22 protein-coding genes are annotated in these 26905 nt (G+C 56.6%); 9 read left to right on the top strand and 13 right to left on the bottom strand.

All coding sequences use genetic code 11. The features are described 5' to 3' along the window. Window positions 1–118 precede the first annotated feature (118 nt). A complete protein-coding gene (gene argH, locus ACFFK0_RS01265) occupies window positions 119–1534 on the top strand; it encodes an argininosuccinate lyase (RefSeq protein ID WP_377467835.1) in 1416 nt (471 codons plus the stop codon). Window positions 1535–1720: 186 nt separating this feature from the next. Here argH and ACFFK0_RS01260 read toward each other — a convergent pair whose 3' ends face one another. The 3 genes from ACFFK0_RS01260 to ACFFK0_RS01250 all read right to left on the bottom strand — a co-directional run bounded on the left by ACFFK0_RS01260 (window position 1721) and on the right by ACFFK0_RS01250 (window position 5059). Beyond that, on the bottom strand, window positions 1721–2623 hold the full coding sequence (locus ACFFK0_RS01260) for a DUF4097 family beta strand repeat-containing protein (RefSeq protein WP_377467833.1): 903 nt from the start codon (window positions 2621–2623) through the stop codon (window positions 1721–1723). A gap of 6 nt (window positions 2624–2629) precedes the next feature. Next, window positions 2630–3466: an HAAS signaling domain-containing protein gene (locus ACFFK0_RS01255; RefSeq protein ID WP_377467830.1), complete on the bottom strand. Its 837-nt coding sequence runs from the start codon at window positions 3464–3466 to the stop codon at window positions 2630–2632. Between the two features lie 135 nt (window positions 3467–3601). Beyond that, complete coding sequence (locus ACFFK0_RS01250; protein WP_377467828.1) at window positions 3602–5059, bottom strand: VanW family protein; 1458 nt, start codon at window positions 5057–5059, stop codon at window positions 3602–3604. A gap of 346 nt (window positions 5060–5405) precedes the next feature. Here ACFFK0_RS01250 and ftsE point away from each other — a divergent pair, with 346 nt between their 5' ends. The 5 genes from ftsE to ACFFK0_RS01225 all read left to right on the top strand — a co-directional run bounded on the left by ftsE (window position 5406) and on the right by ACFFK0_RS01225 (window position 11287). Then, a complete protein-coding gene (ftsE, locus tag ACFFK0_RS01245; protein ID WP_377467825.1) occupies window positions 5406–6092 on the top strand; it encodes a cell division ATP-binding protein FtsE in 687 nt (228 codons plus the stop codon). Further along, window positions 6082–6999, top strand: a complete 918-nt coding sequence (gene ftsX / locus ACFFK0_RS01240) for a permease-like cell division protein FtsX (RefSeq protein ID WP_377467823.1) — start codon at window positions 6082–6084, stop codon at window positions 6997–6999. The genes ftsE and ftsX overlap by 11 nt, the downstream gene beginning before the upstream one ends. 40 nt (window positions 7000–7039) lie before the next feature. After that, window positions 7040–8287, top strand: coding sequence for a murein hydrolase activator EnvC family protein (locus ACFFK0_RS01235; RefSeq protein WP_377467821.1), 1248 nt, complete (start codon window positions 7040–7042; stop codon window positions 8285–8287). Window positions 8288–8363: 76 nt separating this feature from the next. Beyond that, window positions 8364–9830, top strand: a complete 1467-nt coding sequence (locus ACFFK0_RS01230; protein ID WP_377467819.1) for a S41 family peptidase — start codon at window positions 8364–8366, stop codon at window positions 9828–9830. Between the two features lie 146 nt (window positions 9831–9976). Further along, window positions 9977–11287, top strand: a complete 1311-nt coding sequence (locus tag ACFFK0_RS01225; protein WP_377467817.1) for a PDZ domain-containing protein — start codon at window positions 9977–9979, stop codon at window positions 11285–11287. 141 nt (window positions 11288–11428) lie between these two features. On the opposite strand, the gene ACFFK0_RS01220 is transcribed toward ACFFK0_RS01225, so the two are convergent. The 3 genes from ACFFK0_RS01220 to ACFFK0_RS01210 all read right to left on the bottom strand — a co-directional run bounded on the left by ACFFK0_RS01220 (window position 11429) and on the right by ACFFK0_RS01210 (window position 13307). Further along, entirely contained in the window at window positions 11429–11581 is a 153-nt protein-coding gene (locus ACFFK0_RS01220; protein WP_377467815.1) for a hypothetical protein, read from the bottom strand. 156 nt (window positions 11582–11737) lie between these two features. Beyond that, complete coding sequence (locus ACFFK0_RS01215) at window positions 11738–12535, bottom strand: flagellar motor protein MotB (protein WP_377467812.1); 798 nt, start codon at window positions 12533–12535, stop codon at window positions 11738–11740. Beyond that, complete coding sequence (locus ACFFK0_RS01210) at window positions 12519–13307, bottom strand: flagellar motor protein (RefSeq protein WP_377467810.1); 789 nt, start codon at window positions 13305–13307, stop codon at window positions 12519–12521. Before ACFFK0_RS01210 ends, ACFFK0_RS01215 begins: the two co-directional genes overlap by 17 nt. Window positions 13308–13567: 260 nt before the next feature. Here ACFFK0_RS01210 and uvrB point away from each other — a divergent pair, with 260 nt between their 5' ends. After that, window positions 13568–15565, top strand: a complete 1998-nt coding sequence (uvrB, locus tag ACFFK0_RS01205) for an excinuclease ABC subunit UvrB (RefSeq protein ID WP_377467808.1) — start codon at window positions 13568–13570, stop codon at window positions 15563–15565. 62 nt (window positions 15566–15627) lie between these two features. Further along, window positions 15628–18513 (top strand): excinuclease ABC subunit UvrA, encoded by a 2886-nt coding sequence (gene uvrA, locus ACFFK0_RS01200; RefSeq protein ID WP_377467806.1) that lies wholly within the window; start codon window positions 15628–15630, stop codon window positions 18511–18513. A 124-nt stretch (window positions 18514–18637) separates the two neighbouring features. Here uvrA and ACFFK0_RS01195 read toward each other — a convergent pair whose 3' ends face one another. The 5 genes from ACFFK0_RS01195 to ACFFK0_RS01175 form a co-directional block, all read right to left on the bottom strand. Continuing rightward, window positions 18638–20893, bottom strand: coding sequence for an ATP-binding cassette domain-containing protein (locus tag ACFFK0_RS01195; RefSeq protein WP_377467803.1), 2256 nt, complete (start codon window positions 20891–20893; stop codon window positions 18638–18640). A gap of 166 nt (window positions 20894–21059) precedes the next feature. Further along, window positions 21060–21482, bottom strand: a complete 423-nt coding sequence (locus tag ACFFK0_RS01190) for an SRPBCC family protein (protein WP_377467801.1) — start codon at window positions 21480–21482, stop codon at window positions 21060–21062. Beyond that, the gene (locus ACFFK0_RS01185; protein WP_377467799.1) at window positions 21479–21811 is read right to left on the bottom strand and encodes an ArsR/SmtB family transcription factor; all 333 of its coding nucleotides are present in this window, start codon (window positions 21809–21811) and stop codon (window positions 21479–21481) included. The genes ACFFK0_RS01190 and ACFFK0_RS01185 overlap by 4 nt, the downstream gene beginning before the upstream one ends. Window positions 21812–21891: 80 nt before the next feature. Then, the gene (locus ACFFK0_RS01180; protein ID WP_377467797.1) at window positions 21892–22314 is read right to left on the bottom strand and encodes a DoxX family protein; all 423 of its coding nucleotides are present in this window, start codon (window positions 22312–22314) and stop codon (window positions 21892–21894) included. Window positions 22315–22559: 245 nt separating this feature from the next. Next, a complete protein-coding gene (locus ACFFK0_RS01175; RefSeq protein WP_377467795.1) occupies window positions 22560–22931 on the bottom strand; it encodes a VOC family protein in 372 nt (123 codons plus the stop codon). Between the two features lie 530 nt (window positions 22932–23461). Between ACFFK0_RS01175 and ACFFK0_RS01170 the strand changes: the two genes are divergently transcribed. Beyond that, window positions 23462–23668, top strand: a complete 207-nt coding sequence (locus ACFFK0_RS01170; RefSeq protein WP_377467793.1) for a hypothetical protein — start codon at window positions 23462–23464, stop codon at window positions 23666–23668. Between the two features lie 451 nt (window positions 23669–24119). Here the strand turns inward: ACFFK0_RS01170 and ACFFK0_RS01165 are convergent, their stop codons facing one another. Next, a complete protein-coding gene (locus tag ACFFK0_RS01165; RefSeq protein ID WP_377467791.1) occupies window positions 24120–25820 on the bottom strand; it encodes a methyl-accepting chemotaxis protein in 1701 nt (566 codons plus the stop codon). Continuing rightward, window positions 25817–26821, bottom strand: coding sequence for an HD-GYP domain-containing protein (locus ACFFK0_RS01160; RefSeq protein ID WP_377467789.1), 1005 nt, complete (start codon window positions 26819–26821; stop codon window positions 25817–25819). The genes ACFFK0_RS01165 and ACFFK0_RS01160 overlap by 4 nt, the downstream gene beginning before the upstream one ends. Between the last annotated feature and the right edge of the window lie 84 nt (window positions 26822–26905).

The following is a 26905-nucleotide window of genomic DNA, read 5'->3' as shown; positions in this document are numbered from 1 at the left end:
CTTTTGTAATGCTTACATGCCGGAAAAGGGCAAAAGCCGGACATACGTCATACCGCTTGCGACGTTATATGCAGGCGAAGGATTGACGGGCCGGCGGAACGGAAAGGAGCACGAACCAGTGTCAAAGCTATGGGGTGGACGGTTCACGAAGAAGACGGATCAGCTCGTTGAGGAGTACACAGCATCCATTACGTTCGACAAGGAGCTGGCCGAGGAAGACATTCAAGGCAGCCTGGCGCACGTGACGATGCTGGGCAAGTGCGGAATCGTGCCGCAGGAAGACGTGGACAAAATCAAGGACGGCTTACTGCAGGTACAAGGCATGATCCGCCGCGGCGAGCTGGAGTACACGATTGCCAACGAAGACATTCATATGAATATCGAGAAGCAGCTGATCGACTTGATCGGTCCGGTCGGCGGCAAGCTGCATACGGGCCGCAGCCGGAACGACCAGGTGGCGACCGATATGCATTTGTACCTGCGCAAGCGCGTGGTGGAGTTCGTTGGGCTGCTGCAAAAGCTGCAAGAGGCGTTGATTGCGCAGGCGAAGAGCAATATGGATACGATTTTCCCAGGGTATACGCACCTGCAGCGGGCGCAGCCGATCTTGTTCGCGCACCATATGATGGCTTACGTGGCGATGTTCCAGCGAGACATCGAACGGCTGCAGGACAGCTACAAGCGCGTCGACACGCTGCCGCTCGGAGCGGGGGCGCTGGCGGGAACGACATTCCCGATCGACCGGCATTTTGTGGCGGAGCAGCTCGGGTTCGGGCGCGTGTACGATAACTCGCTGGATGCGGTGAGCGACCGCGATTTCATCCTGGAGTTCCTGAGCCACGGGGCGATCATCATGACGCACTTGTCGCGGCTTAGCGAAGAGCTGGTGCTCTGGTCGAGCACGGAGTTCAGCTTCATCGAGCTGGACGATGCGTTCTGCACGGGCAGCTCGATCATGCCGCAGAAGAAAAATCCGGACGTGCCGGAGCTTGTACGCGGCAAGACGGGCCGGGTGTACGGCAACCTGGTCGGTCTGCTGACGGTGCTTAAGTCGCTGCCGCTGGCGTACAACAAGGACATGCAGGAAGACAAGGAAGGCATGTTCGATACGGTGCATACGCTGCAAGGAGCGCTTCAGCTCTTTGCGCCGATGATCGCGACGATGAAGGTAAACCGCGACCGGATGCGCCAGGCGGTGAACCAGGACTTCTCGAACGCGACGGACATTGCGGATTACCTCGCGAACAAAGGTCTTCCGTTCCGTCAGGCGCACGAGGTCATCGGCAAAACGGTGCTGTACTGCATCCAAAACAAGAAGTACTTGCTGGACCTGAAGCTGGAGGAGTTCAAGCAGTTCTCCAGCTTGTTCGAGGACGACATCTATCGGGTTCTGCAGCCGGAGCAGGTGGTGAACGCGCGCGGCGTTTACGGCGGTACGGCGGCGGCGCAGGTGAGCGGCGCGATCGAGCGGGCCGAGGCGGCGTTGCAGCTGACCGGCGCGTGGGTGCAGGAGTATTTGGAGAAGAGCAAGTAAATCTTGCGGGGAAAATAAAGCCCTGCCCTTGGCGGCCGAATAGCCGTTTTGGGGCGGGGCTTGTATGTTTGCAGGACGGGTGCAGAAGCCCGGAAGTGAAAGATAAGCGCCCAAACCCCGCTCTATTGCCGCAGATAACGGAAAAGAACGGGGCCTTCGAGTGAGGTGCCTTTCATGGTTATACTGTCACCGTGCATTCACCGTAATCGCCCCGGTGCTGGATTCGATCTTGACGCGATAAGCGCCGGTGCCGAGCTTCGCGACGACATGGTGCTCCTCTTCCGTTTCATACGATACGTCCCTCGAAGCGTTGAGGTCGATGCTGCCGGTGTCGTTCGAAAGGTTAAACAACGCGTCGGACGTACCCGGTACGTCAAGATAGACGGCGCCGGTATCGGTTTGCAGCGAAACCGGCGAGGCAAGCTGCTTCAGGTCGCCTTCGATACGGCCGGTGCTGGATTCGGCCTGAACCTGGTCCGTGGCGACCGTTTTGTTGAAGCGGATGGCGCCGGTGTCGGTTTGCAGCGTGATTTTTTTGCCGGTAAAGGAATCTACGGCGATCGAGCCGGTCGACGAATCCACATCCAGCACATCAGCGGTAAGCTCGCCTAGCTGAATGCGCCCGGTATCGGTCTCGACGGCGATCTTGTCGTAAGCCTTGGGCGGCAGGGAAATTTCCAGCTTGTGGTTGCTTGTGAAGATGCCGGTGGCAATGATGTCCCGAAGCTGCCGGATATCAAGGCCGAAATTAAAGTCCGAGCCCTCGTGCTGAGCCTTCACGACCCAAGTGCCGTTGTTCGTCTCTGCGTCGAGCTGCCAGCGGCTCTTGCTCTTCTCCGGCGATTTGCCCGTAAAATGGGCGGTAATTTCGTTCGTTTGGGACGGAGTGAAAACAACTTCGCTGATGTCCGTATCGATTTGCAGCGCACGGATGCCGGAGGCATCGACGGATTTGGTAAAGTCGAATTCGGCGCTCGACGAGTTCTCATTCCGCATGCCGGAAGCGTCCACCACCCACACCACGCCGACGGTCCCGACGATCACACAGAGGAGACCGACGGCAAACACGAAACCTTTGACTATTCGCATGACAGGTCAGGCCCCCTTAATGATATTCCAGTTAAATTTGACGTACATGCAGGAAAGCTTGAAAAACCACTTCGAAATGAACTGCAAAATAATCGTCAGCATCAATCCGGCGCCGAACAGCCCGATGCTGCCGAAGATAAGCAGCAGCATCGTCTCGTTGTCGTTCGGGATGCCGGTGCCGATCAGGGCGAGCAGCGGCGAGAACAGCAGGAGGATCGCCGTTACCCACAAGCCGAACAGGCAGCCGAGCAAGCCCAGGTAAGGGCCGATAATAAATACGAGGTTAAAGAAGCCGAGCGCCAGGCCGGCTATCCACGGTTTGGCTCCGCTGCCGGGCTTCTCGCGGTAAGGCGGCGGCGCGAATCCGGTGTCGCGGTACTGCGGCGAAACCGGAGGCGCAGGCGTGGAGGGCGGCGTATACGGCGGAATGAACGACCGGATGCCGGCCCCTCCCTGCGGCGCAGCGGCAGATGGCGCTGTTGGCGGCTGCAACGGCGGCTTCACATGCGGCGCTGCAGGATCGAAACTCTGGTCGCGCGGCGACTCGAAATTAGCTGGAGCGGCGGAGCGCTCCGGGTCCGATATGGGCTCTTGCGGATGGCCGGGGCGTGCTTCGGTCCGGGAGCGGTCAACCCCCGCGCCCGAATCGCCTTTGGCATTAACCGTATCCCAGTTTGGTACCCGGGGAAAGCCGAGCGAATCGACGATGTCGTTTTCGCTTTTGCCATTCTCCTCCGCTTTCTGGAACAGCTCTTCATAGACCGCTATAATATTTTGACGCTCCCGCTCGGGGAGACCGCGCAATCGGTACTCCAGCTCCCTGAAATATTCCATTTTACCCATGGTGGGAATCCTCCTCGACCATCTAGCTTGTGCCGACACGTTCGTGTCTGACAAGACTAACAATAAACAAAAAAAGTCATAATGACCTAGTTCCTAGAGTCATATGACCTGTAACGATCTATGTCGGTTGAGAAGTTACCGGAATTTCGGCCCTTGGACGCCGTCCTCGACACGTCGGGAGGGAGCCTGCCCGCTGTCATCGCTGCCGTCCGCCGCTTTCGCACCGGAGTTAGTCCCAATTAGAGCAGGCTGAGCGGAGTACGTGTCCCGGGAAACGAGCTCTTCGCCGATGATTTGGCCGTTTTGCTTCTTGTAACGGGTTGTCTCGACAACAAACCCCCGCTTGCCGTCCATGATCTTCCGCTGCTCTCCGATCCGGAGCGCCGGATTGCGTACGTATTTGACCGGGGGCTCGATCGTTTTGACGATTTTGGACTGCACCTCGTAGGTAATGTCCTCCGGCGCCGTACCGAACAGCTTGACCGTGAGCCGGCCGTTCTCCGCCGACGTGCGGATCAGGAGACTGCGGCCCGTATTATTGCGAAACCGGAAATTAATCCACCCGCTGGAAAATGTCGCATCCTGCCCCATCGGCACGTAAGAGATCGGCAGCGAATGGCTGCGGCGCTCCACGACTTCGAGACCGCCGCGCAGCACGGCGTTATACAGCGTCGTCGATACTTGGCAGATGCCGCCGCCGATTCCCGGCACGATCTTGCCGTCGATAATGACGGGAGCCTCCTGGAAACCGAATTTGCGCTCCGTCTCCTCAATCACCTTGCCGTAGTCGAATACGTCGCCCGGCTTCAGCACCATATCGTTCACAATGGCCGCCGCAGACTCGATATTGTGCTGCCGGCCGGCCGACGAGCCCGTATAGAGGGTCGTGAACTGAGCGAATTTGCGCTCGATTCCTTCTTGGCGGAGAGCCGCCTCCGTGATACGCGGCTGTTCCTGCACGATCGGGACGCCGAGCTCCACCGGAGCAGCCGGCCGCGCGTCCGGGCCGAGCGCCGCGATGCGGGGCGCCGCCGCGAGCAGCGCCTCGCGCAGCTTCGGCGCGTCGACGCGCGGCACGCTCACCCCGGCGGCGTAGCTGACGCGGTCGTCCGCCGAGATGACGCGCCGCGCGTCGACCGGCTGCGCCGTGTACAGCGGCCCCCACGCGGGCCGCAGCGCCCCGGTGACGCCTGCCTCCGGCAGCGTCACCTCGAGCTGGAGCGCGGCGCCGCGCAGCCGCCAGCGCTCCTGCGCCCGCGCCCACGGCGAGCCGTGGCGCAGGCGCTCGAGCTCCGAGCGCAGCGCCGCTGCGCTCGTCCGGGCGCCGAGCTGACCGTAGGTCACGGTCAGCGGCGCCAGCCCGTCCACGCTCGCGCGAAGCCGCACGGGCGTGCCGAGCAGCGCGGCCTCGCGCGCCTGCAGCTCGGCCTCGAAGGCGGCATAGGACATGCCGCCGACGTCCCAGCCGGACACGGTCAGCCTGTCCGGCAAGGTGCTCTGCGCGCCATAGGCGGCCAGCCCGCCGACGGCGAGCAGCAGAGCGGCCAGCAGCGCCAAGCCGATGGGCCGGAGCCAGTTTATCGATAGGTTCATTGGCTCGATCTCCCTCCTCCCGTGTAACCGGCTAGCTTGCTATATTTTGAATGATCCGAGATACCGCATGAGATTAGTACGTTAAGGCTCCACCCGCCAGCGCCCCGCCACCCCATCCCGCAACCGGCGATCAGCCTGTCCGCACCGCCAACGCCCTCGTCAGCCTTTATCCCCGTCTATACATATATAAGCCCGCCGGAAGGCAAATATTACAAGCCCGAAGCGCCCCAACCCCTGTCCAAACGATGCTATAATGTGAAAAAGTGTTGAAAATGCGCATCTTTCGCAGGACTTTAGCGCCCGCTGTCGAAGTAAGTAAAGCTATAAAATACAGGATGTGATCCGATTGATCGAAATGCACGATGTCTGGAAGACGTATTCGGACGGCACGAACGCCCTGCGCGGCATCAGCATCAAGGTGAACGCCGGCGATTTCGTCTACGTCGTCGGCCCTTCCGGCGCAGGAAAATCGACATTCATGAAATTGATGTATAGAGAAGAGCGCCCGACCAAAGGTCAAATTTTCGTCAACGGCTTCAATCTGGAAAGGCTGAAGCAGCGCAAAATTCCGTTCGTCCGGCGGAACATCGGGGTTATTTTCCAGGACTATCGCCTGCTCCCGAAGCTGACCGCTTATGAGAATATCGCCTTCGCCATGGAGGTTATCGAAGCGCCGAAGAAGCACATCAAGAAACGCACGATGGAAGTGCTGGAGCTCGTCAAGCTGAAGGAAAAGGCCGATTCGCTGCCGACCCAGCTGTCCGGCGGCGAGCAGCAACGTGTGGCGATCGCCCGGGCGATCGTCAACAATCCGGCCGTCATTATCGCGGACGAGCCTACCGGGAACCTCGACCCGGAAACGTCCTGGGGCATTATGAAGCTGCTTGAGGAGATCAATTACCGCGGCGCGACGATCGTCATGGCTACCCACAACAAAGAAATCGTCAACACGATGCGCAAGCGTGTAATCGCGATCGAGCAGGGCCAGATTGCGCGGGACGAAGTACGAGGGGAGTACGGCTATGAAGATTAGCACGCTGCTCCGCCATCTGCGGGAAGGCACGAAGAACGTCGCCCGCAATGGCTGGATGACCTTCGCTTCGGTCAGCTCGATCTCGATCTCGCTGTTCATTCTCGGCTTGTTCCTGCTTCTGTCGTTGAATGTAAACTACTTAACCCAGCAAATTGAGAGCCAGGTAGAGATTAAGGTCTACCTTGAGGTGGATACCTCCCAAGAGACGATCGACGTCCTGGAGGAGAAAATCAAAGAAATCCCGCAAGTATCGACCGTCACCTTCGTCTCCAAGGCGGAGGGCCTGGAATTCCTCCGTCAGCGTCTTGGCGAGAGCGGGGCCGATCTGCTGGAAGGCTTCGAAGGAGAAAACAATCCGCTTAACGATTCGTTCACGGTCGAGGTCACCGATCCGCACCAGGTCGGTACCGCCGCGGCTGCGATCGAGGGGTTGAACGAAGGCGAATTCCCGCCGCCGATCTATAAGGTCAGTTACGGCAAGGGCCAGGTGGAGACGATGTTCCGCGTCACGGAGATCGTCCGCAATGTCGGGCTTGTCCTGGTGCTGCTGCTGGCGGTCACATCGATTTTCTTGATTGCCAACACGATCAAGCTGACGATTATTAACCGCCGCCGGGAGATTTCGATTATGAAGCTCGTCGGCGCCACGAATGCGTTTATCCGCTGGCCGTTCTTTGTCGAAGGCGCGCTGCTGGGGCTGCTCGGCTCGCTGATTCCGGTAGGGGCGCTGCTCTACGGCTATTGGGCGCTACTCAATGTAAGTCAGCTCGAGTTGAGCTTGTTAATGATCAAGCTGCTGCCGTTCGAAGACATCGGCCTTACGCTGGGCGGGTTCCTGCTTGGGCTCGGCGTTATCATTGGAGTATGGGGAAGCCTGCTGTCGGTGCGCAAATATTTGCGCGTGTAGCTTCGGCTGCGAGGCAGAGGCACGGAGAGGAGATCAATCGGTGAAAAAAACTTTGTGGATTCCGCTCGCGGTCAGCGCGGCCCTGACGGCTTCGCTGCTCGTTCCGGCGCAAGGGCTTGCCGGGACGACGACGGACGCGATCAACAAACAGCTGAACGACCTCAAGAAGGCCAAGTCTGCCGCACAGCAGAAGGCCACGGCTACCCAGAACGAGCTGGCTCAAGTTCAGAAGGAACAGGCAAAGACAAGTCAAGATCTGAATGCGCTGGTCGCCCAGATCGATGAGATCGGCAAGAAGCTGACCAGCCTCAACAACGATATCGACCGGATTACCGGCGAGCTGCAGACGAACGCGAAGCTGCTCGAGGATGCGGAGGCCCGGGTGGCAAGCCGCGACCAGATGCTGAAATCGCGCCTTCGGCTCATGTATATGAACGGCTTCGTTTCTTACGCGGAAGTGCTGCTGGCTTCGACCAGCTTCGGCGACTTCCTGGACCGGCTGGAAGCTTTGAAGTCCATTGTTAGCCAAGATAAAGAGGTGCTCGCTTCCAACAAGAAGGACCGCGACATGATCGTGGTCAAGAAAGGGGAGGTCGAGCAGCAGCTTGCCAAGGTGACGGAGCTGTATAACCAGACCGACGCTGTGAAGGACTCCCTCGAGCAGAAGGAGAAGGAGAAGGAAGTTGTCGTCGCGAGCCTCTCCAAGAAGGAGAAGGAGCTCGAGGAAATTTCCCATGAGCAGCAGGATGAATTGGTCAAATTCGCCGCCCAGGAATCCGCGCTGCTGAAGAAGAAGGCGGACGCGGAGAGGGCTGCAGCCGAAGCCGCGAAGAAGAAAGGCAAGACGCCGGCCAAATCGACCGTAGCGAACGCCTTTACGTATAGCGGAGGCAAGTTTGCATACCCGCTGGAGAAGCAAGCGCCGATGACGTCCGATTTCGGGCTGCGGACCGACCCGATTAACGGCCAATCCAATGCGGGCCATACCGGCATCGATCTCGGCGTCCCGAAGGGAACCGGCATTCTGGCGGCGGAGAACGGCGTCGTGATCGTCGCATCATGGTGGAGCGGATACGGTAACTGCGTCATCATCGATCATGGCGGCGGTGTGTGGACGCTGTACGGCCACATTCGCGATGGCGGCATTCTTGTCAACAAGGGCGATACGGTAAAGCGCGGCCAGAAAATCGCCGAGGTCGGCAGTACGGGGCGCTCTACGGGCAACCATCTGCATTTTGAAGTGCGCGTTAACGAGAAGCCGGTCGATCCGAAGCCATACTTGCGTTAATAATTTCAGCCTGCAATGACATATACTACAAGGACGAGTCCCATGACAAGGGACAGATAAAGGTGGTGTCCTACACGTGCTGTTCAAAGGAAGAACGGTCATTGCATTCATCGTCCTCGCGATGTTCGCAAGCAGCCTGCTGACGCTTACGATTGCAAGCCCCTCGCTGGTGACCAGCGCCAAGGGCATTGCGGCCAACGCAGCGGCGGTGAATATCAAGTCGTCAGCGACAGGCCTCACGGAGAAAGATCTGCAGAAGATCGCTACGACTTACGGCCTTGTGGAGAACAAGTACCTGGATAAAGTCGACCATGACAAAATCGTCAACGGCGCCATCAACGGCATGCTGGAGGCGCTGGACGATCCGTTCACGGTGTACATGGACCAGAAGGAAGCGGCTCAGTTCGACGAGAGCATCACGTCCAAGTTCCAGGGCATCGGCGCCGAGGTGTCGGTCGAAGAGGGGAAAGTCGTCGTCGTTTCGCCGATCAAAGGGTCACCCGCAGAGAAAGCGGGCGTACATGCCCATGACGTGATTCTTTCCGTTAACGGCGAGAAGCTGGACGGGCTGACCCTGAATCAGGCCGTCAGCAAAATCCGCGGTCCCAAAGGCACCCAAGCGAAGCTGTCCATTCTGCGTTCGGGCGTGAACGAGCCGATCGAGGTCATTGTCGTCCGCGACAATATTGACGTGGAGACTGTGTTCGGGGAAATGCTGGAGAACGGCGTCGGCAAAATCGAAATCCGCCAGTTCTCTGCCAATACGGCGAAGCGCTTCGCGGAAGAGCTGAAGACGCTGGAGTCGAAGGGCATGAAAGGTCTGATCATCGACGTGCGCAACGATCCGGGCGGTCTGCTCAACGTCGTCGTCGATATTGTGGAGCCGTTCGTGCCGAAGGGCAAGCCGATCGTTCAGGTGGAGGACCGGGCCGGCCGCCGCGAGCCGACGCTGTCGGAAGGCGGTTCGAAGAATTACCCGGTGGTCGTACTGACGAACAAAGGCAGCGCCTCCGCCTCCGAGATTCTCGCCGGCGCCCTCAAGGAAGCCGTCGGTGCCAAGCTGATCGGCGAGACGACGTACGGCAAAGGAACGGTACAGGTGACGTTCGAGGAGGAAATGGGCGACGGCAGCAACATCAAGATGACCGTCTACAAATGGCTGACGCCGAACGGCAACTGGATTCACAAGAAGGGCATCGAGCCGGATCTGGCCGTCGAGCAGCCGGAATTCTTCAAGGTTGCGCCGCTAAGCAAGAAGACGGTACTGAAGTACGATATGAACAACGATGATGTGAAAAATCTTCAAATCATGCTGAAGGGCCTGGGGCTTCCGGTGGACCGGACGGACGGCTACTTCAGCGAGAAAACGGCGAACGCCGTACGCACGTTCCAGCGCGGCAACGACCTGCCGGTGAACGGCGAAGTGGATGCGAATACGGCGGAGAAGCTCGAGAGTGCCATCATCGCCGCGATCAGGGATCCGAACAACGATCTGCAGCTGAAGGCCGCTGTACGGGAGATGCAGAACGCGATAAACAAATAACAGCAGGGCAGGGCAATATTGGCCTCTGCAGCAGGGCAGGAAAAGATGGCCCGGCGTCGAATGCATATAGGGATGGCTGAGGGACGTTGTCAGCCTCCCTATTTTTGCTGTTTGGAATCGACTTATCGCGGAGGAGACCGTAGCTCATGGATGGACTGACGGAACTGCCGGTTCGGCTGCTGACGGCGGCGGTACAACTATTGATCAATCCGTTTTACTACGTTGGGATCGTTCTCGTCGTTTTACAATATCGAAGACAGATTAAGCTGGAACGCAGGCTGTTCTCTGTACGGCTCCATTCGCTTCTGGGTGAGACCGGACGGGCGGCGCTGTGGGGTGCGGCGGGCGGAATTGCCGCCTCGCTCTCGTTCGCGCTGCTGGGCGTATCGATCGCACAGGAGACGATATGGCTGCTCTGGGGCGTGTCCATCGTTCTTATGCTGTTCCGGGTGCGTTATATGTGTATGGCGTACTCGGCGGGGATCATCGGCATGCTGGGGGCGGTGGCGAGGCTGCTGCCGGTATCGGTGCCGGGGGGAGAGCTTGGGGCGGTTGTCGACGCGCTTCGGCAGACGGACGCAGCTATGCTGCTCGCGATCGTCGGTGTGCTGCACGTCTTTGAAGCGGCGTTGATTCGCACCCAGGGCACCAGAATGGCGACGCCGATGTTTTATGAAGGCAAGCGCGGCAAAATCATCGGCGGCTACCAGCTGCAGGGCTTCTGGCCGGTTCCGCTGCTGCTCATTGTGCCGGCTGCCGGGGGCAGTACCGCGGCGCTGCCATGGACGACGCTGTTTGACGGCGGATGGGCGTTAGGCTGGTCGGTCATCGCTCTGCCGTTCATGATCGGATTTACGGAGCTGACGGTCAGCGCGCTGCCGCAGAACAAAGTCCGCCGGAGTTCCGTTTGGCTTGTTGGTTATGGGGTAGCCGTCTTATTGCTCGCCGTGGCTGTTCATTATTGGAGCCCGCTGGCGTTCTTCGCCTCCTTGCTGACGATCGCGCTGCATGAAGCGCTGATCGCATACAGCCGCTGGATAGAAGAGAAGCAGAGCCCGTTCTACGTGCATTCGGATAAGGGCCTGCGCGTACTCGCCGTAATTCCGAATTCGACGGCGGCGGAGCTAGGCATTGCGCCCGGGGAAATCATTCACAAGGTCAACGGAATGCCGGTTCGCCGCCGTGCCGATTTGCACCAGGCGCTGCAGCTGAACGCAGCCTTTAGCAAGCTGGAGGTCATCAATCTGCAAGGCGAGCTGAAATTCGTCAGCCGGCCGCTCTATGCAGGCGATCATCATCAGCTGGGCTTGATCCTGGCTCCGGATGAACAAGCGATGTACTATATCGAGACGAAGGAGCCGAGCCTGATCGGCATGATCGGGCGCGGCATCGCCGGTCTCGTTCGCAATCCGGCGAGCGTACTGCCGGAGGCGGACAGCACGAAAGACCTTTCCTGATTCAATGATCGGGAGAGGTTTTTCTTATTGGTCATATTTTGGACTTGGAAGTTAGATTGGACGAGCCGCAGTATGCTGCGGAAGGAAGGGCTGCGTTTGCAACGTGGAGGACTTCCCGGGCATGTTTCTGTTTAAGGCTTCCTACTGAACTTTTGAAGGGTGGGTGAGAATTTGCGAAACCTTCTGCCACGAGGAGCGGATGCATTCCTCTTGCGGCGACGGGATTTGGCGGATTTGCTCGCAGATCGCTTCTTTAATACAATCGTTCGTAATGTGAATCGAAGGAGTATTCATGGAAGAACGCCTCTCTCTTTGCCAATATTATACTTTTATTATAAATCGAGGCATGGTTGGATTGTGCGCAAACTTGTTGCGCAATTGCGCAAGTTTTCGTTCCGTAATACTTGCGCGGATAGGAAAAAGGCACCCCGATGAACGGAGTGCCTGCACTTATGATTCGCGGCGAAGTACGACGATTTCGACTCTGCGGTTCTTCTGCCTGTTCTCGTTGCTGTCGTTCGGTGCGACCGGCTTCGTGTCGGCGTACCCCGTAGAGACGAGCTTGTTGCCGTCAATGTTGGCGTTATAGATAAAATGGCGCAGTACCGACAAAGAGCGGGCATTCGATAATCCCCAGTTGTCGATCAGCGGGTTGCCGGTAGCCAGCGGCAAATTATCCGTATGGCCTTCAATGGAGATCTTCGCGTTTACGGTGGAGATGAACGCCGCCAGCTTATCGAGAACCGGTGTCGCCGCCGGCTTCAGGTCAGCTTTGCCGAGGTCGAACAGGAGCAGGTCGTTCAGCGTGATGGCGATGCCGCGCTCCGTATTCTCGGCTTTAAGCTGGGATTCAAGCTGATTTTGTCCGATATAAGCTTGCAGCTGCTTCAGCAGCTCCTGCAGCTCTTGTTCTTTCCGTGCTTGCTCCGCTTGACTTTGCTTCGTTTGATCCGAGTCGGTAAGCCCCGTCTTGGAGTTATCGGCGTCCGGGTTTGCCTTGTTCTGGTCGGCGTCGGCGGTCGTCTTCCCGACCTGGCCCATAACGCCCTCGCCGTTCGGCATGACGCTGTCGGCTTTCTGGAACTGGAAGTTCAGCGCTTGGGCCAGAACGGTATATTTGGCTACATCGATTTTGCTCATCGCGTACATGATGACGAAAAATACGAGCAGCAGCGTAATTAAGTCGGCATACGTGATCAGCCAGCGTTCATGATTTTCCGGCGGCTGCTGTTTAGCCCTCCTCGCCATTGCGGCCGCCCTCCTCTTTGACAATCGTTTTATCGTGCAGGAAGGAGGTCAGCTTCTTCTTGATCAGCTGCGGATTTTCGCCGGCCTGGAGAGCCAGAATGCCTTCCAGCATCAATTCCATCTCGGAGATCGTTTCCTTCGTTCGGAACTTAATTTTGCCGGCAATCGGCAAATAGACCATGTTGGCGCTCATGACGCCGTACAGCGTGGCGGTGAACGCAACGGCGATGGCGGGCCCGAGCGAGTTAGGGTCGGATAGATTTCCGAGAACGTGAATGAGGCCCATGACCGTACCGATAATCCCCATCGTCGGGGCGTAGCCGCCGGCGGCTTCGAACACTTTGGCATAATTCTCGTTCTTATGCTCGACCGCATCCATCTCCAGCTCGAGAATTTGGCGGGTGAGCTCCGGGTCGGTGCCGTCCACAACCATCATGAGGCCGTCCTTGAGAAACGGGTTCGTATGCTCCTGAGCGCGCTGCTCGAGAGCGAGAACGCCTTCGCGGCGGGCGACCGTCGCCATGTCGACGATCTCTTCGATGACGATGCCGGGGTCACGCTTCTTCTGTCGGAATGCAATATTGAGAGCTTTAGGAATATCCCTTAATACGGAGGCGGGGAAACCGACGGCTGTCGCGCCGAACGTTCCTCCGAATACGATCAGCATGGCGCTCGGAACGATCAGAGACTCCAGATGGCCGCCGTCCCACATGTACCCGATAACTAAAGCGGCAATCCCTAAGACAATGCCCAAAATTGTAGTTAAATCCACGACTTTACCACTCCCGTTGATATTGATGTAAAGGGCTCATGAACCGAACTCACCGGCTGAAAGATGCTCTTGGGTGCGGGAATCAGGTAAGTTTGACCGTTTGCAAGGTACCATGAAAGAGTTTATAATGAATAAGAACAAACATTCTTATTTGCAGCATAATTTGACACATCCTGCACACACTCTCTTCTAGTATCGGTCGAATGGAAGGGAAAGTTTATAGATTTCGTAGGAAACCAACAATATTTGGGGGTTGAGGAATGAAGGACATAGTTGTAAGTGACAAGAAGTTCGAGCTGATCTCCGAGTTTGCCCCCCAGGGGGACCAGCCGAAGGCCATCTTCGAGCTGGTGAAGGGCGTTCAGGAGGGCAAGAAGCACCAGACGCTGCTTGGCGCGACGGGTACGGGCAAGACGTTTACCGCGGCGCAGGTCATTGCCAAGCTGAACCGGCCGACGCTGATCATCGCCCATAACAAGACGCTGGCCGCTCAGCTTTGCAGCGAGTTCAAGGAGTTTTTCCCGAACAATATCGTGGAGTATTTCGTGAGCTACTACGATTACTACCAGCCGGAGGCGTACATCGCGTCGTCGGATACTTATATCGAGAAGGATTCGAGCGTCAACGAGGAGATCGACAAGCTGCGCCACGCGGCGACGTCCGCCTTGTTCGAGCGGCGCGACGTCATTATCGTAGCTTCGGTGTCGTGCATTTACGGCTTGGGTTCGCCGTCGGAGTACGGCTCGCTGGTGCTGTCGCTGCGCAAAGGGATGGAGAAGTCGCGGCAGGAAATTTTGCATCGGCTCGTCGATATCCAATATCAGCGCAATGACTTGAACTTTGTTCGCGGCACGTTCCGGGTGCGGGGCGATGTGGTCGAGATATTCCCTGCTTCGCGCAGCGAGCACGCCGTGCGGGTCGAGCTGTTCGGCGACGAAATCGAACGCATTACAGAGATCGATGTGCTGACGGGCGAAATTATCGGCGAGCGCGACCATATCGCGATCTTCCCGGCGTCGCACTTCGTTACGGCGGAGGAAACGATGAAGCGGGCGATCGTCAACATCGAGCGGGAGCTGGAGGAGCGGCTCGCCGAGCTGCGGGAGCAGGGCAAGCTGCTGGAAGCGCAGCGGCTGGAGCAGCGGACGCGCTACGACATCGAGATGATGCTCGAGATGGGCTTCTGCTCCGGCATCGAGAACTACTCAGGGCCGCTGACGTTCCGCGAGCGGGGCGCAACGCCGTATACGCTGATGGATTATTTTCCCGAAGATATGTTAATCATGATTGACGAGTCGCACGTGACGCTGCCGCAGATCCGGGCGATGTACAACGGAGACCGGGCGCGGAAGGAAGTGCTCGTCGAGCACGGCTTCCGACTGCCGTCGGCGCTGGACAACCGTCCGCTGCGGTTTGAGGAATTCGAGCAGAAGATTAAGGATATCATTTATATTTCGGCGACTCCGGGTCCGTACGAGCTGGAGCATTCCGAGCAGATCGTGGAACAGATCATTCGTCCGACGGGACTGCTCGATCCGATTATAGAGGTTCGTCCGACGAAGGGCCAGATCGACGATCTGATCGGCGAAATCCATGACCGCATCCGCAAGGACGAGCGCGTGCTGGTAACGACGCTGACGAAGAAGATGGCCGAGGATTTGACGGACTATTTGAAGGAAGTCGGCATCAAGGTGCGATATTTGCACTCCGATATTAAGACGCTCGAGCGTCTGCAAATTCTTCGCGACCTGCGGCTCGGCGTGTTCCATGTGCTGATCGGCATTAACCTGCTGCGGGAAGGCCTCGACCTGCCGGAGGTATCGCTCGTTGCGATTCTCGACGCCGACAAGGAAGGCTTCCTGCGCGCGGAGCGGTCGCTGATCCAGACGATCGGCCGGGCCGCGCGGAACGCCGAAGGCCGCGTCATCATGTATGGCGACAAGATTACGGATTCGATGGATAAGGCGATTACCGAGACGAACCGCCGCCGCACGAAGCAGGAGGCCTACAACGCCGAGCACGGCATTACGCCGCAGACGATTGCGAAGAAGGTCCGCGACGTTATCGAAGCGACGAAGGCGGCGGAATCGAAGGCGGATTATTTGGCCGAGGTGAAAGGCGCGAAGATGTCCAAGAAGGACCGCCAGGCGATGATCGAGCGCCTCGAGCAGGAGATGAAGGAAGCGGCCAAGTCGCTGCAGTTCGAGCGCGCCGCCGAGCTCCGCGATGCCATTCTCGAGCTGAAGGCCGAGGAATAGGGCGGCGGAGCTGCCGCTGCTGTGCGAAAGTACCATTTTCCCTAAAGAGAGTAGGTTAGACCGTGGCTAGAGATCAGATCGTCATTAAAGGAGCGAGAGCTCACAATCTCAAAAATATCGACGTCACCATTCCCCGCGACAAGTTCGTCGTTCTGACGGGACTGAGCGGCTCGGGCAAGTCGTCGCTGGCCTTCGATACGATCTACGCCGAAGGGCAGCGCCGCTACGTCGAGTCGCTGTCCGCTTATGCGCGCCAGTTCCTCGGCCAGATGGACAAACCCGACGTCGATTCCATCGAAGGGCTGTCGCCGGCGATTTCCATCGACCAGAAGACAACGAGCCGCAACCCGCGTTCCACGGTAGGTACGGTAACGGAAATTTACGACTATTTGCGTCTGCTGTTCGCGCGAGTTGGCCGGCCGCATTGTCCGGAGCACGGCATCGAAATCACATCGCAGACCGTTGAACAGATGGTGGACCGGATCATGGAGTATCCGGAGCGGACCAAGCTGCAAATCCTCGCTCCGCTCGTCTCGGGCCGCAAGGGCGAGCATACGAAGCTGCTGCAGGATATTCAGAAGCAGGGCTATGTTCGTGTTCGCGTGAACGGAGAAGTGCGGGACCTGTCCGAGAACATCGAGCTGGAGAAGCAGAAGAAGCATTCGATTGAAGTGGTCATCGACCGGATTGTGATTAAAGAAGATGTGAAGACACGGCTTGCCGACTCGATCGAGACGGCCCTCAAGCTGGCCGACGGACGGGTGCTTGTCGACATTATCGACCAAGAAGAGCTGCTCTTCAGCTCGAATTTGGCCTGTCCGGAATGCGGCTTCAGCATTCAGGAGCTGGCGCCGAGAATGTTCTCGTTCAACAGTCCGTTCGGGGCGTGTCCGGAATGCGACGGCCTCGGCAGCCAAATGATCGTCGACCCGGAATTGCTTGTGCCGGACAATAAGCTGACGATTGAAGAAGGCGCGTTTGAGGCTTGGGCGGGAAGCACGTCCAACTACTATCCGCAGTTCCTCGCGGCGGTATGCCAGCATTACGGCATTCCGCGCGATGTGCCGGTCGGCGAGCTGTCGGCGGAGCAGATGAAGACGATCTTGTACGGAACGAACGGGGAGAAAATCCGGTTCCGTTATGAGAATGATTTTGGCCATACGAAGGAAGCGCTGGTGCCGTTCGAAGGCATTATCCGCAATCTCGAGCGGCGTTATCGGGAGACGTTCTCCGACGGCATCCGCGAGCACATCGAGACGTACATGAGCGCGAAGCCGTGTCCGAAGTGTAAAGGGCAGCGCCTCAAGCCGGAGACGCTGGCCGTTACGATCAACGGGCGCAATATCGCCTACGTTACGTCGCTGTCCATCGGCGAGGCGCAGACGTGGTTCGATGCGCTGCAGCTGCCGCCGAAGGAAGCGTCGATTGCCAACCTCATTCTGAAAGAAATCAATGCGCGGCTCGGCTTCCTCGTGAACGTGGGACTCGACTACTTGACGCTGCACCGGTCGGCGGGAACGCTGTCCGGCGGCGAGGCGCAGCGGATCCGGCTGGCCACGCAGATCGGTTCGAGCCTGATGGGCGTATTGTATATTCTCGACGAGCCGAGCATCGGGCTGCATCAGCGGGATAACACGCGCTTGATTCAGACGCTGGAGCACATGCGCAACCTCGGCAATACGCTGATCGTCGTCGAGCATGACGAAGACACGATGATGGCGGCCGATTATATTATCGACATCGGGCCGGGGGCGGGCATCCACGGCGGTCAAGTAATGGCGGCGGGAACGCCTGCGGAGATTATGGAAGATCCGAATTCGCTGACCGGCCAATATTTAAGCGGGCGCAAGTTCGTGCCGGTGCCGTCCGTGCGCCGGAAGCCGAACGGCAACTGGCTGGAGATCAAGGGCGCGAAGGAAAATAACCTCCGCGGAGTGAGCGTGAAGATACCGCTCGGCGTGTTTACGGCGGTGACCGGTGTTTCCGGAAGCGGCAAGAGTACGCTGATCAACGAGATTTTGTACAAATCGCTGGCCCGCGAGCTGAACGGCGCCAAGGTTCGTCCGGGCGAATACAAGGAGCTGAAAGGGCTCGAGCACATCGAGAAGGTCATCGATATCGACCAATCGCCGATCGGCCGTACGCCGCGTTCGAATCCTGCGACGTACACCGGCGTGTTCGACGATGTGCGCGACGTGTTTTCGGCAACGACGGAGGCGAAGGTACGCGGCTACAAGAAGGGCCGGTTCTCCTTCAACGTCAAGGGCGGGCGCTGTGAGGCTTGTAAGGGCGACGGCATTATCAAGATTGAGATGCACTTTCTCCCTGACGTGTACGTTCCTTGTGACGTATGCAAAGGCCAGCGCTACAACCGCGAGACGTTGGAGATTCGCTACAAGGGGAAGAACATTGCCGAAATTCTCGATATGACGATCGAGGATGCTTGTGAATTTTTCAAAAACATTCCTCGCATTCACCGCAAGGTAACGACGCTGCTCGATGTCGGTCTCGGCTATATGAAGCTGGGCCAGCCGGCAACGACATTGTCCGGAGGCGAGGCGCAGCGGGTTAAGCTCGCGGCCGAGCTGTACCGCCGCAGTACGGGGAAGACGTTCTACATTCTCGACGAGCCGACGACCGGCTTGCATATCGACGATATCGATCGTCTGCTCAAAGTACTGCATCGTCTTGTCGACAACGGCGAGACTGTCCTCGTCATCGAGCACAACCTTGACGTCATCAAGACGGCGGACTACTTGATCGACCTCGGGCCGGAAGGCGGCACCCGCGGCGGTACGATCGTCGCGACCGGCACGCCGGAGGACGTTGTGAAAGTAGAGGGCTCGTACACCGGACAGTATTTGAAGCCGGTGCTCGAACGCGATCGTAAGCGCTCGGAAGACATGGAAGCAAGACTCAAGCAGATCGAGAATCCGGCTGCAGTGTAACACAAGGCGAATAGCCTCGCTGAGGAGCGCGATTGCGGCTCCTCCAGTGAGGCTTTTTGTTGTAATATAGCCAGGAAATTCTGTGCTATTTGTGTGGATCTGCGGGGGGCTTTGTTCCTATGCATTAAACCAAGTATTTTCCCGTGATTGACTGTTTCGCATGGATAATCTGCGCCGGTGTGCCCTCGAATACGACATTGCCGCCCTTGGAGCCTCCGTCCGGTCCCATATCGATGATCCAATCCGCTTGACTGATCACTTCGAGGTTGTGCTCGATAACAATCACCGTATTCCCGGCATCAACGAGCCGGTTCATGATCCCGAGAAGATGGCCGATGTCCGACATATGGAGTCCGGTCGTCGGCTCGTCCATCACGTAGATGCTGCCTTTCTTATGCAGCTCGCTTGCCAGCTTGATGCGCTGGCATTCCCCGCCGGAAAGCGTGCTGAGCGGCTGGCCGAGCGTAATATAGTTCAGTCCCACATCACGCATCGCCTGGAGCTTGCGCACCACCTCTTTTAGCTGGAAAAATTCCAATGCCTGCTCCACCGTCATCTCCAGCACTTCGGCAATAGACTTGCCGTTCAGCTTGTACGCGAGCACCTCTTCCTTGAACCGTCTGCCTCCGCATACCTCGCACGGCAGCTTCACGCTGTCGAGGAAAGCAAGGTCGGTATACACAACGCCCAGCCCTTGGCAATTCTCGCATGCGCCCTTGGAGTTGAAGCTGAACAAGCCCTGGTTCACCTTGTTCGCGGAAGCAAACGCCTTGCGCACGTCGTCCATAATTCCCGTGTATGTCGCGGGATTCGAGCGTGTTGATACGCCTACCGCCGATTGGTCGATGACGATCGCATCCGGATGCTGGCTGAGGAATACTTCGTTGATCAGCGTACTTTTGCCTGAGCCGGCGACCCCCGTCACTACGGTCAGTACTCCGGTTGGAATATCTACACTCACGTTCCGCAGGTTATGCAGCGTAGCATCCTTGACGGACAGCTTGCCGGATGGCTGCCTGCAATCTTGCTTCAGCTGGAGCGGCCGCTTCATATGGGTGCCTGTCAGTGTGCCCGACTCCAGCAGGCCTTGGAAGCTTCCTTCATACACGATGGTACCGCCGCGGCTGCCGGCGTGCGGACCGACATCGACGATATGATCCGCCACCTTAATTACGTCGGGATCATGCTCGACGACAATGACTGTATTGCCTTTGTCGCGCAGCTTCTGGAGCAATCCGTTTAACCGGTGTACATCGCGGGGGTGCAAGCCGACGCTCGGCTCGTCGAAAATGTAAGTGACATCCACCAGACTGCCGCTTAGATGCTTCACCATCTTGACGCGCTGCGACTCGCCGCCGGACAACGTATCCGTCTCACGGTCCAGCGTCAAGTAGTCGAGTCCGATATCCACGAGATGCTGCAGCCGCTCCGTCAGCGACCCCACGACCGGCGCTGCGGTCGGGTCGTCGATCTCCCGAATGACGCGGATCAGCTGTCCGACCTCCATGGAGGAGAGCTCCGCAATATTGTGTCCATTGATCCTGCAGCTGAGCGCGGCCTGACTGAGTCTAGCGCCGTGGCAGCTGGAGCAAGGACCTTCCGAAATGAACGGCGCAACAGCTTTTTGCGTGCGCTCGGACATCGTCTTCAGATCCCGCTTGATGTACTTATTGGTGAACTTCTCGATGACGCCTTCCACGGTAATATTCATGGCCTTCCCGGCGAAATCCATCTCCACTTTCCTTGCCTTGGCGTACAGCAGCCGCTCCAGCTCTTCATCCGAGTAATCGCTCAGCTTCTTGTCGAGATCGAAGGAACCCGACTGCACGATCATGTTCCATTCCCAGCCGCTCACCGCATAGTCCGGGAGCATGATGGCTCCTTCATTCAACGACTTCGACATGTCCAGCGCCTTGCTCATGTCGACGCGCAGGCTGCGGCCGATGCCGCTGCAGTCGGGACATATGCCTTTCGGATCGTTGAATGAGAACATGTACGCAGGTCCAATGTAGGGCTGGCCTATCCGGGAAAAGAGAATTCGGAGAATGGGAGAAATATCGGTAATCGTGCCCATGGTGGAATGAGAACCGCCGCCCAGCCGCTTCTGATCTACGACGACAGCCATGCTCAGGTTCTCGATCGCGTCTGCATCCGGCTGCGGAAAACGCGGCAAAAAGTTGCGGACGAACGTACTGAAGTTTTCGTTCAGCAGCCGCTGGGATTCACTGGCGATCGTATCGAAAACGATCGATGACTTGCCGGAGCCGGATACCCCGGTGAAGATCGTGATCTTCCGCTTCGGAATGCGCAAGGATACGTTCTTGAGATTGTTTTCCCTTGCACCGGAGATGACGATAAACTCCTGATTCGATGCGCTCACGCGTAACACCCTTCCGATTTTATTCAATTTTGCCAATATCCACATTATACCATTGTTCGGGCATCGAAAGCCGGATATCCCGAACTTGACCCGCAGCGGCGTGAGATTGCCCTAATCACATAAACCGGCTGCATACGGTATGCAGCCGGTTTATGTTGAATCGTATTTATTGTTCCAGCACCTTCTCAAGCTCGCCGCACCATTTGCCCCAGCCATACTTAGCGCCTTCGAGTCCTTGAACATTGGTGAATCCGGTTTGATCGAGATGGAGGTTAATCTTCCCGTCCCCTAAATCCTGCAGCGTCCAGGTGACCGTATGCTTCTCTCCGCCGCTGGCCCAGGTATAGGACAAACGATTGGGCGCCTCTACGACAAGCACTTCGCCTTCTATAATTCCATTCCACCATTGGGAAGGCTCCGTGCGAAATTGGAAACGGTGTCCTACGACGGGCTTGAAATCATTTTCCATCGCCACGCCGGTTTGGATGTTGGTTACCCATTTGGCAAGCTTGCTTGAATCGGTTAAGGCGGACCAAAGCTTCTCGATCGATGTCGTGTACTGAAAATCCAAGGATAATGCTAAACTCATTCTTCTTCTTCCTCCTCTAATAGTTGGTTCAAGCGCAGCATATTCATGCTCCAGAACTTGCTGTAGAAACCCACCCAATCTTGGATTTCTTGAAGCGGAGCGGCGTTTAGCCTAAAGCGCGTTTCTCTGCCGACCTTTCGGTCCATGACCAGTCCGGCCTCTTTAAGGATCGTCAAATGCTTGGATACCGCCGTGCGGCCCATGGGAAACTGTGCCGTTAGTTCATGAAGCGGCATCTCCACTGCTTCGGCTAACAGGCGAATCAGTTGGCGCCTGGTTGGATCTGCAATTGCGTCAAACACATCCCGCAGCTGGTTGTTCTCGCTCATAACAGCTTCTCCAAAATATTAGTTTCTGTAGTTGAAATCTCTTGGTGGTAGAAGGGCCAGCCGTTGATTTCCCTACCTCCTTATAGTTTGCGGTTCGTCGGACGCAGCGCCCACGAGGCGATATTGAGCGCGGCATATGCCAGCGGAAGGAGAACAAAAAAACCGTAATCGCCATAATCGTTGGCCAACGCATGGGATAGAGCCGCACCGGTCATGAGAAAGAAGATACCGGCGTGAGCCCATTCTTTAAGACGGGGAAAGCCCGGCACAACCAGTGCGATCGCTCCAAGCACTTTCCAAATCCCGAGAATGGCCATGATATATAAGGGGTAGCCAAGCTTCGTAACCAACTCGACGTTTCCGCCAAGCTGCATCAGCTGCCCGATCCCGCTTAACATTACAGCTGCTGCGAGTAATAATGTGACTGTCCAATAAGCAATCCGTTTTCCTAGAGGCTGAGTCTCTACATTCATACTTGTTACCGCAGTGATACTTTTGCCCATTTGCTTCCTCCTCATCATGGTTTTATTTCCGCGTTCCAAACTTGCCAAACTAGCTAAACAAAGGAGTTTCAATTGGACACCATTTGGTGACATTTTGATTATAGGACACCGTTCGGTGTCGTGTCAACAACATTTTCCCGGCAAACGAATGTCATGAAAAAAAGAACGTCACCCCGCGATAATTGCGGCTGCAACGTTCTTCTTAGATACGATATCTGATGTCGTCTCCATCGCGTGTAAACATGCTATTCTCTGCGCTCCAGGAACTCAAGGCGGTTTCCGAACGGGTCGTTGGCAAAGAAACGTGTCGCATCCGGCAGCGATGTATCGTCAATCACGGGGACCCCGTGCTCTTTCAGGTGCAGCTTGAGCAGCATTACATTCTCGACATGGAAGGCTGGATGCGCTTTCGGAGCGCCGTCATGACCTTCCTGAATCCCGATGTGAAGCTGATGCTTTCCCGCCTGAAACCAGACGCCGCCTCTTTCCTGCAAGGCTGCCGGCTTCGCGACCTCCTGCAATCCGAGCAATTCGCCGTAGAACCGTCTTGCTTCACTCTCAGACCCGGCCGGTGCCGCCAGTTGAACGTGATCTAAGCCTATGAATTGATAGCTCATTCTTCGTCTCCTCCTTCTATAGGTGAACCGTCGAAATGAAATACCAACCCCCATTTCTACCTTACCATACTTTAGTGCACCTGCGTCAAGGAAAGATCTTGTAAAAGAAGAACACAGCGACAGCAGCAGCAAGAGAGGCGGAGGAAATGTGCTCTAAGACTTGTCTGGTTGCCGATAATGGCTCAGCTTGCTTGCAAATGGCCTCTAAGCGGAAGCCGGTCATGGTAGCGGTGCTGGATAAATCGGAGCTGCGGCCGGGAAATCACGAGGACAATCGGTGAAAATTCAGGAGCTCCCGACTTCGGAGCATCGGTTATAAATGTTGGGGGAGATGGACATTTTATAGTTGCACGGCACATTGGCCCAATTGGCGCCGCACACCATAAGCGTATTTGGTTCGTGAAATTACGATGTCTTCACGCAAGTAGTGACAAACTTGTTACAAACGGTCAAAACTACTTGCATCTGCACGCTTCAAACGCTAACATATATACTAATGAACACTGGGCACGACCAGAAGGAGGATTCTCATGTTTCTGGCAGCTGAAGAAGCAGCGGCACCAACATCCCTTTTCAATACGTTTGACCTCTTCATGATCGCTTGGACGATTCTGATTGCCCTTGGCTTGTACCGCATTCTGCGTTCGCCGAAGCGCAATCCGTTTGCTATTGCATTTGCAGGCGTAAGCTTGCTCGTCTTTATGTTCATGGATGTCATTATGATTCAAGGCTGGTAACAGCAGAGTAATTTCCAATAACGCCAAAGAGCCGTTCGTTCACTTCCGATGTGGGCGGGCGGTTTTTTTCATGCCTCCACTTTACGCAGCGCAGCATAAAACAGGGTGTCCCGCAAGTAAAACTTGGAACACTCTCGTTACGAACGATACGAACTCTCCCTTATATAAATTCCCTATCTTTCAGGTTTGCTTCAAGACGCGACCGTAGACAGCCCTGTGCAGATCGCATACATGCCCGAATATGAAATCTTATCGGCGATAAGCCCAAGGGCAATGCCGCCCAGAGCGATGCCGAGATCGGGAAGTGTATATCGAAATGTTCCAAATATGATATAGCCCGGGGTAGCTATATTCGATGCCGCTGTCTACATTTACAGGAAGAAGGTACGGCAAGCGAAGCACGAAGAGGCTGTCCCAAAGTGTACCCTTGGAACAGCCTCAATGCGCATCATCAAACCTTAAATTTCATAATAAGGTTTTGCAAATCTTCCGACATTTGCGACAAAGCGGCGGAAAAGACGGAGATTTCCAGCATGGAGGCGACCTGCGCATCCACGGATGCTTTTACCCGGTCCGTCCCTTCCGTCGTTTGCTCGGTAATATCCGCAATCAGCGAGAAGGAGTACGCTACCTGCTCCGTGCTTGCCGTAATTTGCTCTGTTGCGGCGGATACTTCCTGGATCTGGACGGCAACCTCATTCACCGATTTCTGAATTTGCCGGAACGATTCTCCGGCCAGATGTACGGCCTCAATCCCTTCGGAAACTTCATGAGTGCCGGTTTCCATCAGCGCTGCAACCTGCCGGGTCTCCTCTTGGATCGCGCCGATCAGCTCGGCGATCTGTTCGGCGGATTGGGCCGATTGCTCCGCCAGCTTGCGGACTTCCTTGGCTACTACGGCAAAACCGCTGCCGCTGTCTCCGACTCTCGCCGCTTCTATGGCTGCATTCAGGGAGAGGAGGTTCGTCTGCCTGGCGATGCCGGTGATGACCTCAACGATCTGACCGATATTGGCGGAGCGTTCTCTCAAGCTATGTACGGATCTTGCCAGACCGGCCACCGTAGTGTGAATCGAATTCATCTGGTCAACGGTTGACTGCACGGTCGCATTTCCTTCGGAGGCTATGGCGGAAGCATGGATGACTGCGGAATTGACGCTCTCCACATGGACGGCAATTTGCTTCATGCCGCTCGCCATTTCCTGGAAGGAAGCGTTGCTTTCATGAATACTGAGCGCCTGCTGCCCGGAGCCGTGCGCGACCTTCTCGACCGCAGCCGCGATTTGCTCCGATGCCGTTCGGATTTGCTCGGTCGTTGCCGTCAGCTCTTCAGCTGACGCGGCTACTTGCTCTGCGCCGGAGCCCACCTTGCGGATCAGCGTACGCAGATTGGCATTCATTTGATTGAACGCTTCCGCCAGTTCGCCGAGCTCGTCTGTACTCCCCACGTGAATATCTTCCGAAGTCAAATCCCCGGCTGCAATCTTCTTAGCCGCGCTGGACATCCGAACGATCGGCTTCGTCATCATCCGAGTCATGATCCACGACAGCAATGCTGCCAGAATGAGCGCAAGAATGCTGATGGTATCGACGGTTTCACGGCCGGTTTCATATAACTGAAGGGATTCGGACAGCGCCTGATCCGACGCCGCACGGCTCGAATCCGTCAATTGATCGACGATCCGAATCGCTTCATTGAACGGAGTCTTCATTTCATTCGCCGTCTTCTCGACGGCGGCGGCATCGCCGGATTTCACGGACTGCAGAAGTGCGGACGTGTACGTTTTCATTTGCTCTCCGCTTTGCTCCAGTGCCGTGAAGGCCGCTTTGTCCGCATCGGTTTTGATCAGCTGCGCATACTGGCTTTTCTCGGACCTCAGCGCTTCGATCGAATTATTGATTTGCGTCTCGAGAGCGCTTCTCTCCGTCGTATCCCGTTCCAGCACGTACCGCAGGGTAAGCCTTTCGATATTCACAATGGACGCTTTGATTTGACCGAGGAGCTGAACGCTGTGCAAATGGACGGCTTCGATTTCTTTCGCTTTGTCGCCCATCGCAATCAGCTTTGTTGTCGATATGGCTCCCATTGATAGAAGGAGCAGTAAAATCACGATAAATCCCGCACCCAATTTTTTGCCGATTGTCAGCTTCATGTGGATATCCCCCTCAACGTTCTACGAAGTATGGCATTCGATTTTGCAGCGTGTTGTCCGGTTACGGAAAGCGGCATACGAAGCTGTCCGTACTCCACCAGATCCAGGAACAATGCCGCGATATTCGGATCGAACTGGCTGCCGCGCCCTTTGCGGATTTCATCCAGCGCATATTCGATATTCGTGTCTTGCTTGCGGTACGCCCGCTTGGATACCATGGCGTCAAAGGCGTCCGCTACGGCGATGATTCTTGCAGCTAAGGGGATTTCGTCCCCTTTCAGACCGCTGGGGTAGCCTTTTCCGTCGTAGCGCTCGTGGTGATGGCGAACTATTTGGAGCACACCGTTATGCTTGAATTTCGGGATATGCTTTAAGATGTCGTAGCCAAGCGCCGGGTGCTGCTTAATGATGTGATATTCGTGCTCATCCAATCGGGAAGGCTTGGACAATATCGCTTCAGGCACCCCGATCTTGCCGATATCGTGCAGAAGTCCTCCGACGTAGACGGCCTTCCGGACGGATTCCGGCAGCTTCATGGCCGCGGCCAGTTGAACCGCATAATGCGCCACATTGTCGGAGTGGAACGCTGTGTACGGGTCGCGGGAATCGAGAGACTTGCTGAGCGCGAGGATCATATCCAGGTTCGTTTGCCCCGCCTCAATAAAATGTTTGACAAGCCCCCGGGTCAGCCACGCCGTCGTGAAATGGATCATCAGCTGAATGGTTATCCAATGCCAATGAGCGTTGGGGCCGTGGCCGGCAAGCCCGTACTGAAGCAGCGTCACCCCGAGCGAAGCCGGCAGCAGCATGTATGCGCCGAGCCGCCATAGGCCGATCCCTTCGAGCACGCTCGTAAGCAAGAATAACGCGGTGGATATAAAAGGATCCGTATCGTACGTCTGAAGCAAGCAGCAGAAGGGCAGAAGCGAGATGAAGCACCAAATGAACCAACCCGGCCTTTCCAGCCACCATCCCAGTCTCGTATTGAACGATTTGCGCATGATTCCTCCTCTGCCGGGGTCCCCCCAGGTCTATATGCCTATTATGTATGTCTTATATCCTATAATTGCTGCATGAATGTAGCC

Source organism: Paenibacillus chartarius (assembly GCF_042432825.1).
Lineage (GTDB): Bacteria > Bacillota > Bacilli > Paenibacillales > NBRC-103111 > Gordoniibacillus > Gordoniibacillus chartarius.
This window is presented reverse-complemented; position numbering and strand designations above follow the sequence as displayed.

Excerpts from the sequence above, each read along its gene's own strand:
- ACFFK0_RS01175 (WP_377467795.1), bottom strand. The coding sequence starts at position 22,931 with ATGAGCTATCAATTCATAGGCTTAGATCACGTTCAACTGGCGGCACCG.
- ACFFK0_RS01255 (WP_377467830.1), bottom strand. The coding sequence starts at position 3,466 with ATGGGTAAAATGGAATATTTCAGGGAGCTGGAGTACCGATTGCGCGGT.
- ACFFK0_RS01180 (WP_377467797.1), bottom strand. The coding sequence starts at position 22,314 with ATGGGCAAAAGTATCACTGCGGTAACAAGTATGAATGTAGAGACTCAG.
- ACFFK0_RS01250 (WP_377467828.1), bottom strand. The coding sequence starts at position 5,059 with ATGAACCTATCGATAAACTGGCTCCGGCCCATCGGCTTGGCGCTGCTG.
- ACFFK0_RS01165 (WP_377467791.1), bottom strand. The coding sequence starts at position 25,820 with ATGAAGCTGACAATCGGCAAAAAATTGGGTGCGGGATTTATCGTGATT.
- uvrB (WP_377467808.1), top strand. The coding sequence starts at position 13,568 with ATGAAGGACATAGTTGTAAGTGACAAGAAGTTCGAGCTGATCTCCGAG.
- ACFFK0_RS01160 (WP_377467789.1), bottom strand. The coding sequence starts at position 26,821 with ATGCGCAAATCGTTCAATACGAGACTGGGATGGTGGCTGGAAAGGCCG.
- ACFFK0_RS01215 (WP_377467812.1), bottom strand. The coding sequence starts at position 12,535 with ATGGCGAGGAGGGCTAAACAGCAGCCGCCGGAAAATCATGAACGCTGG.
- ACFFK0_RS01225 (WP_377467817.1), top strand. The coding sequence starts at position 9,977 with ATGGATGGACTGACGGAACTGCCGGTTCGGCTGCTGACGGCGGCGGTA.
- ACFFK0_RS01260 (WP_377467833.1), bottom strand. The coding sequence starts at position 2,623 with ATGCGAATAGTCAAAGGTTTCGTGTTTGCCGTCGGTCTCCTCTGTGTG.
- ACFFK0_RS01190 (WP_377467801.1), bottom strand. The coding sequence starts at position 21,482 with ATGAGTTTAGCATTATCCTTGGATTTTCAGTACACGACATCGATCGAG.
- ACFFK0_RS01170 (WP_377467793.1), top strand. The coding sequence starts at position 23,462 with ATGTTTCTGGCAGCTGAAGAAGCAGCGGCACCAACATCCCTTTTCAAT.
- ftsX (WP_377467823.1), top strand. The coding sequence starts at position 6,082 with ATGAAGATTAGCACGCTGCTCCGCCATCTGCGGGAAGGCACGAAGAAC.
- ACFFK0_RS01220 (WP_377467815.1), bottom strand. The coding sequence starts at position 11,581 with ATGAATACTCCTTCGATTCACATTACGAACGATTGTATTAAAGAAGCG.
- ACFFK0_RS01185 (WP_377467799.1), bottom strand. The coding sequence starts at position 21,811 with ATGAGCGAGAACAACCAGCTGCGGGATGTGTTTGACGCAATTGCAGAT.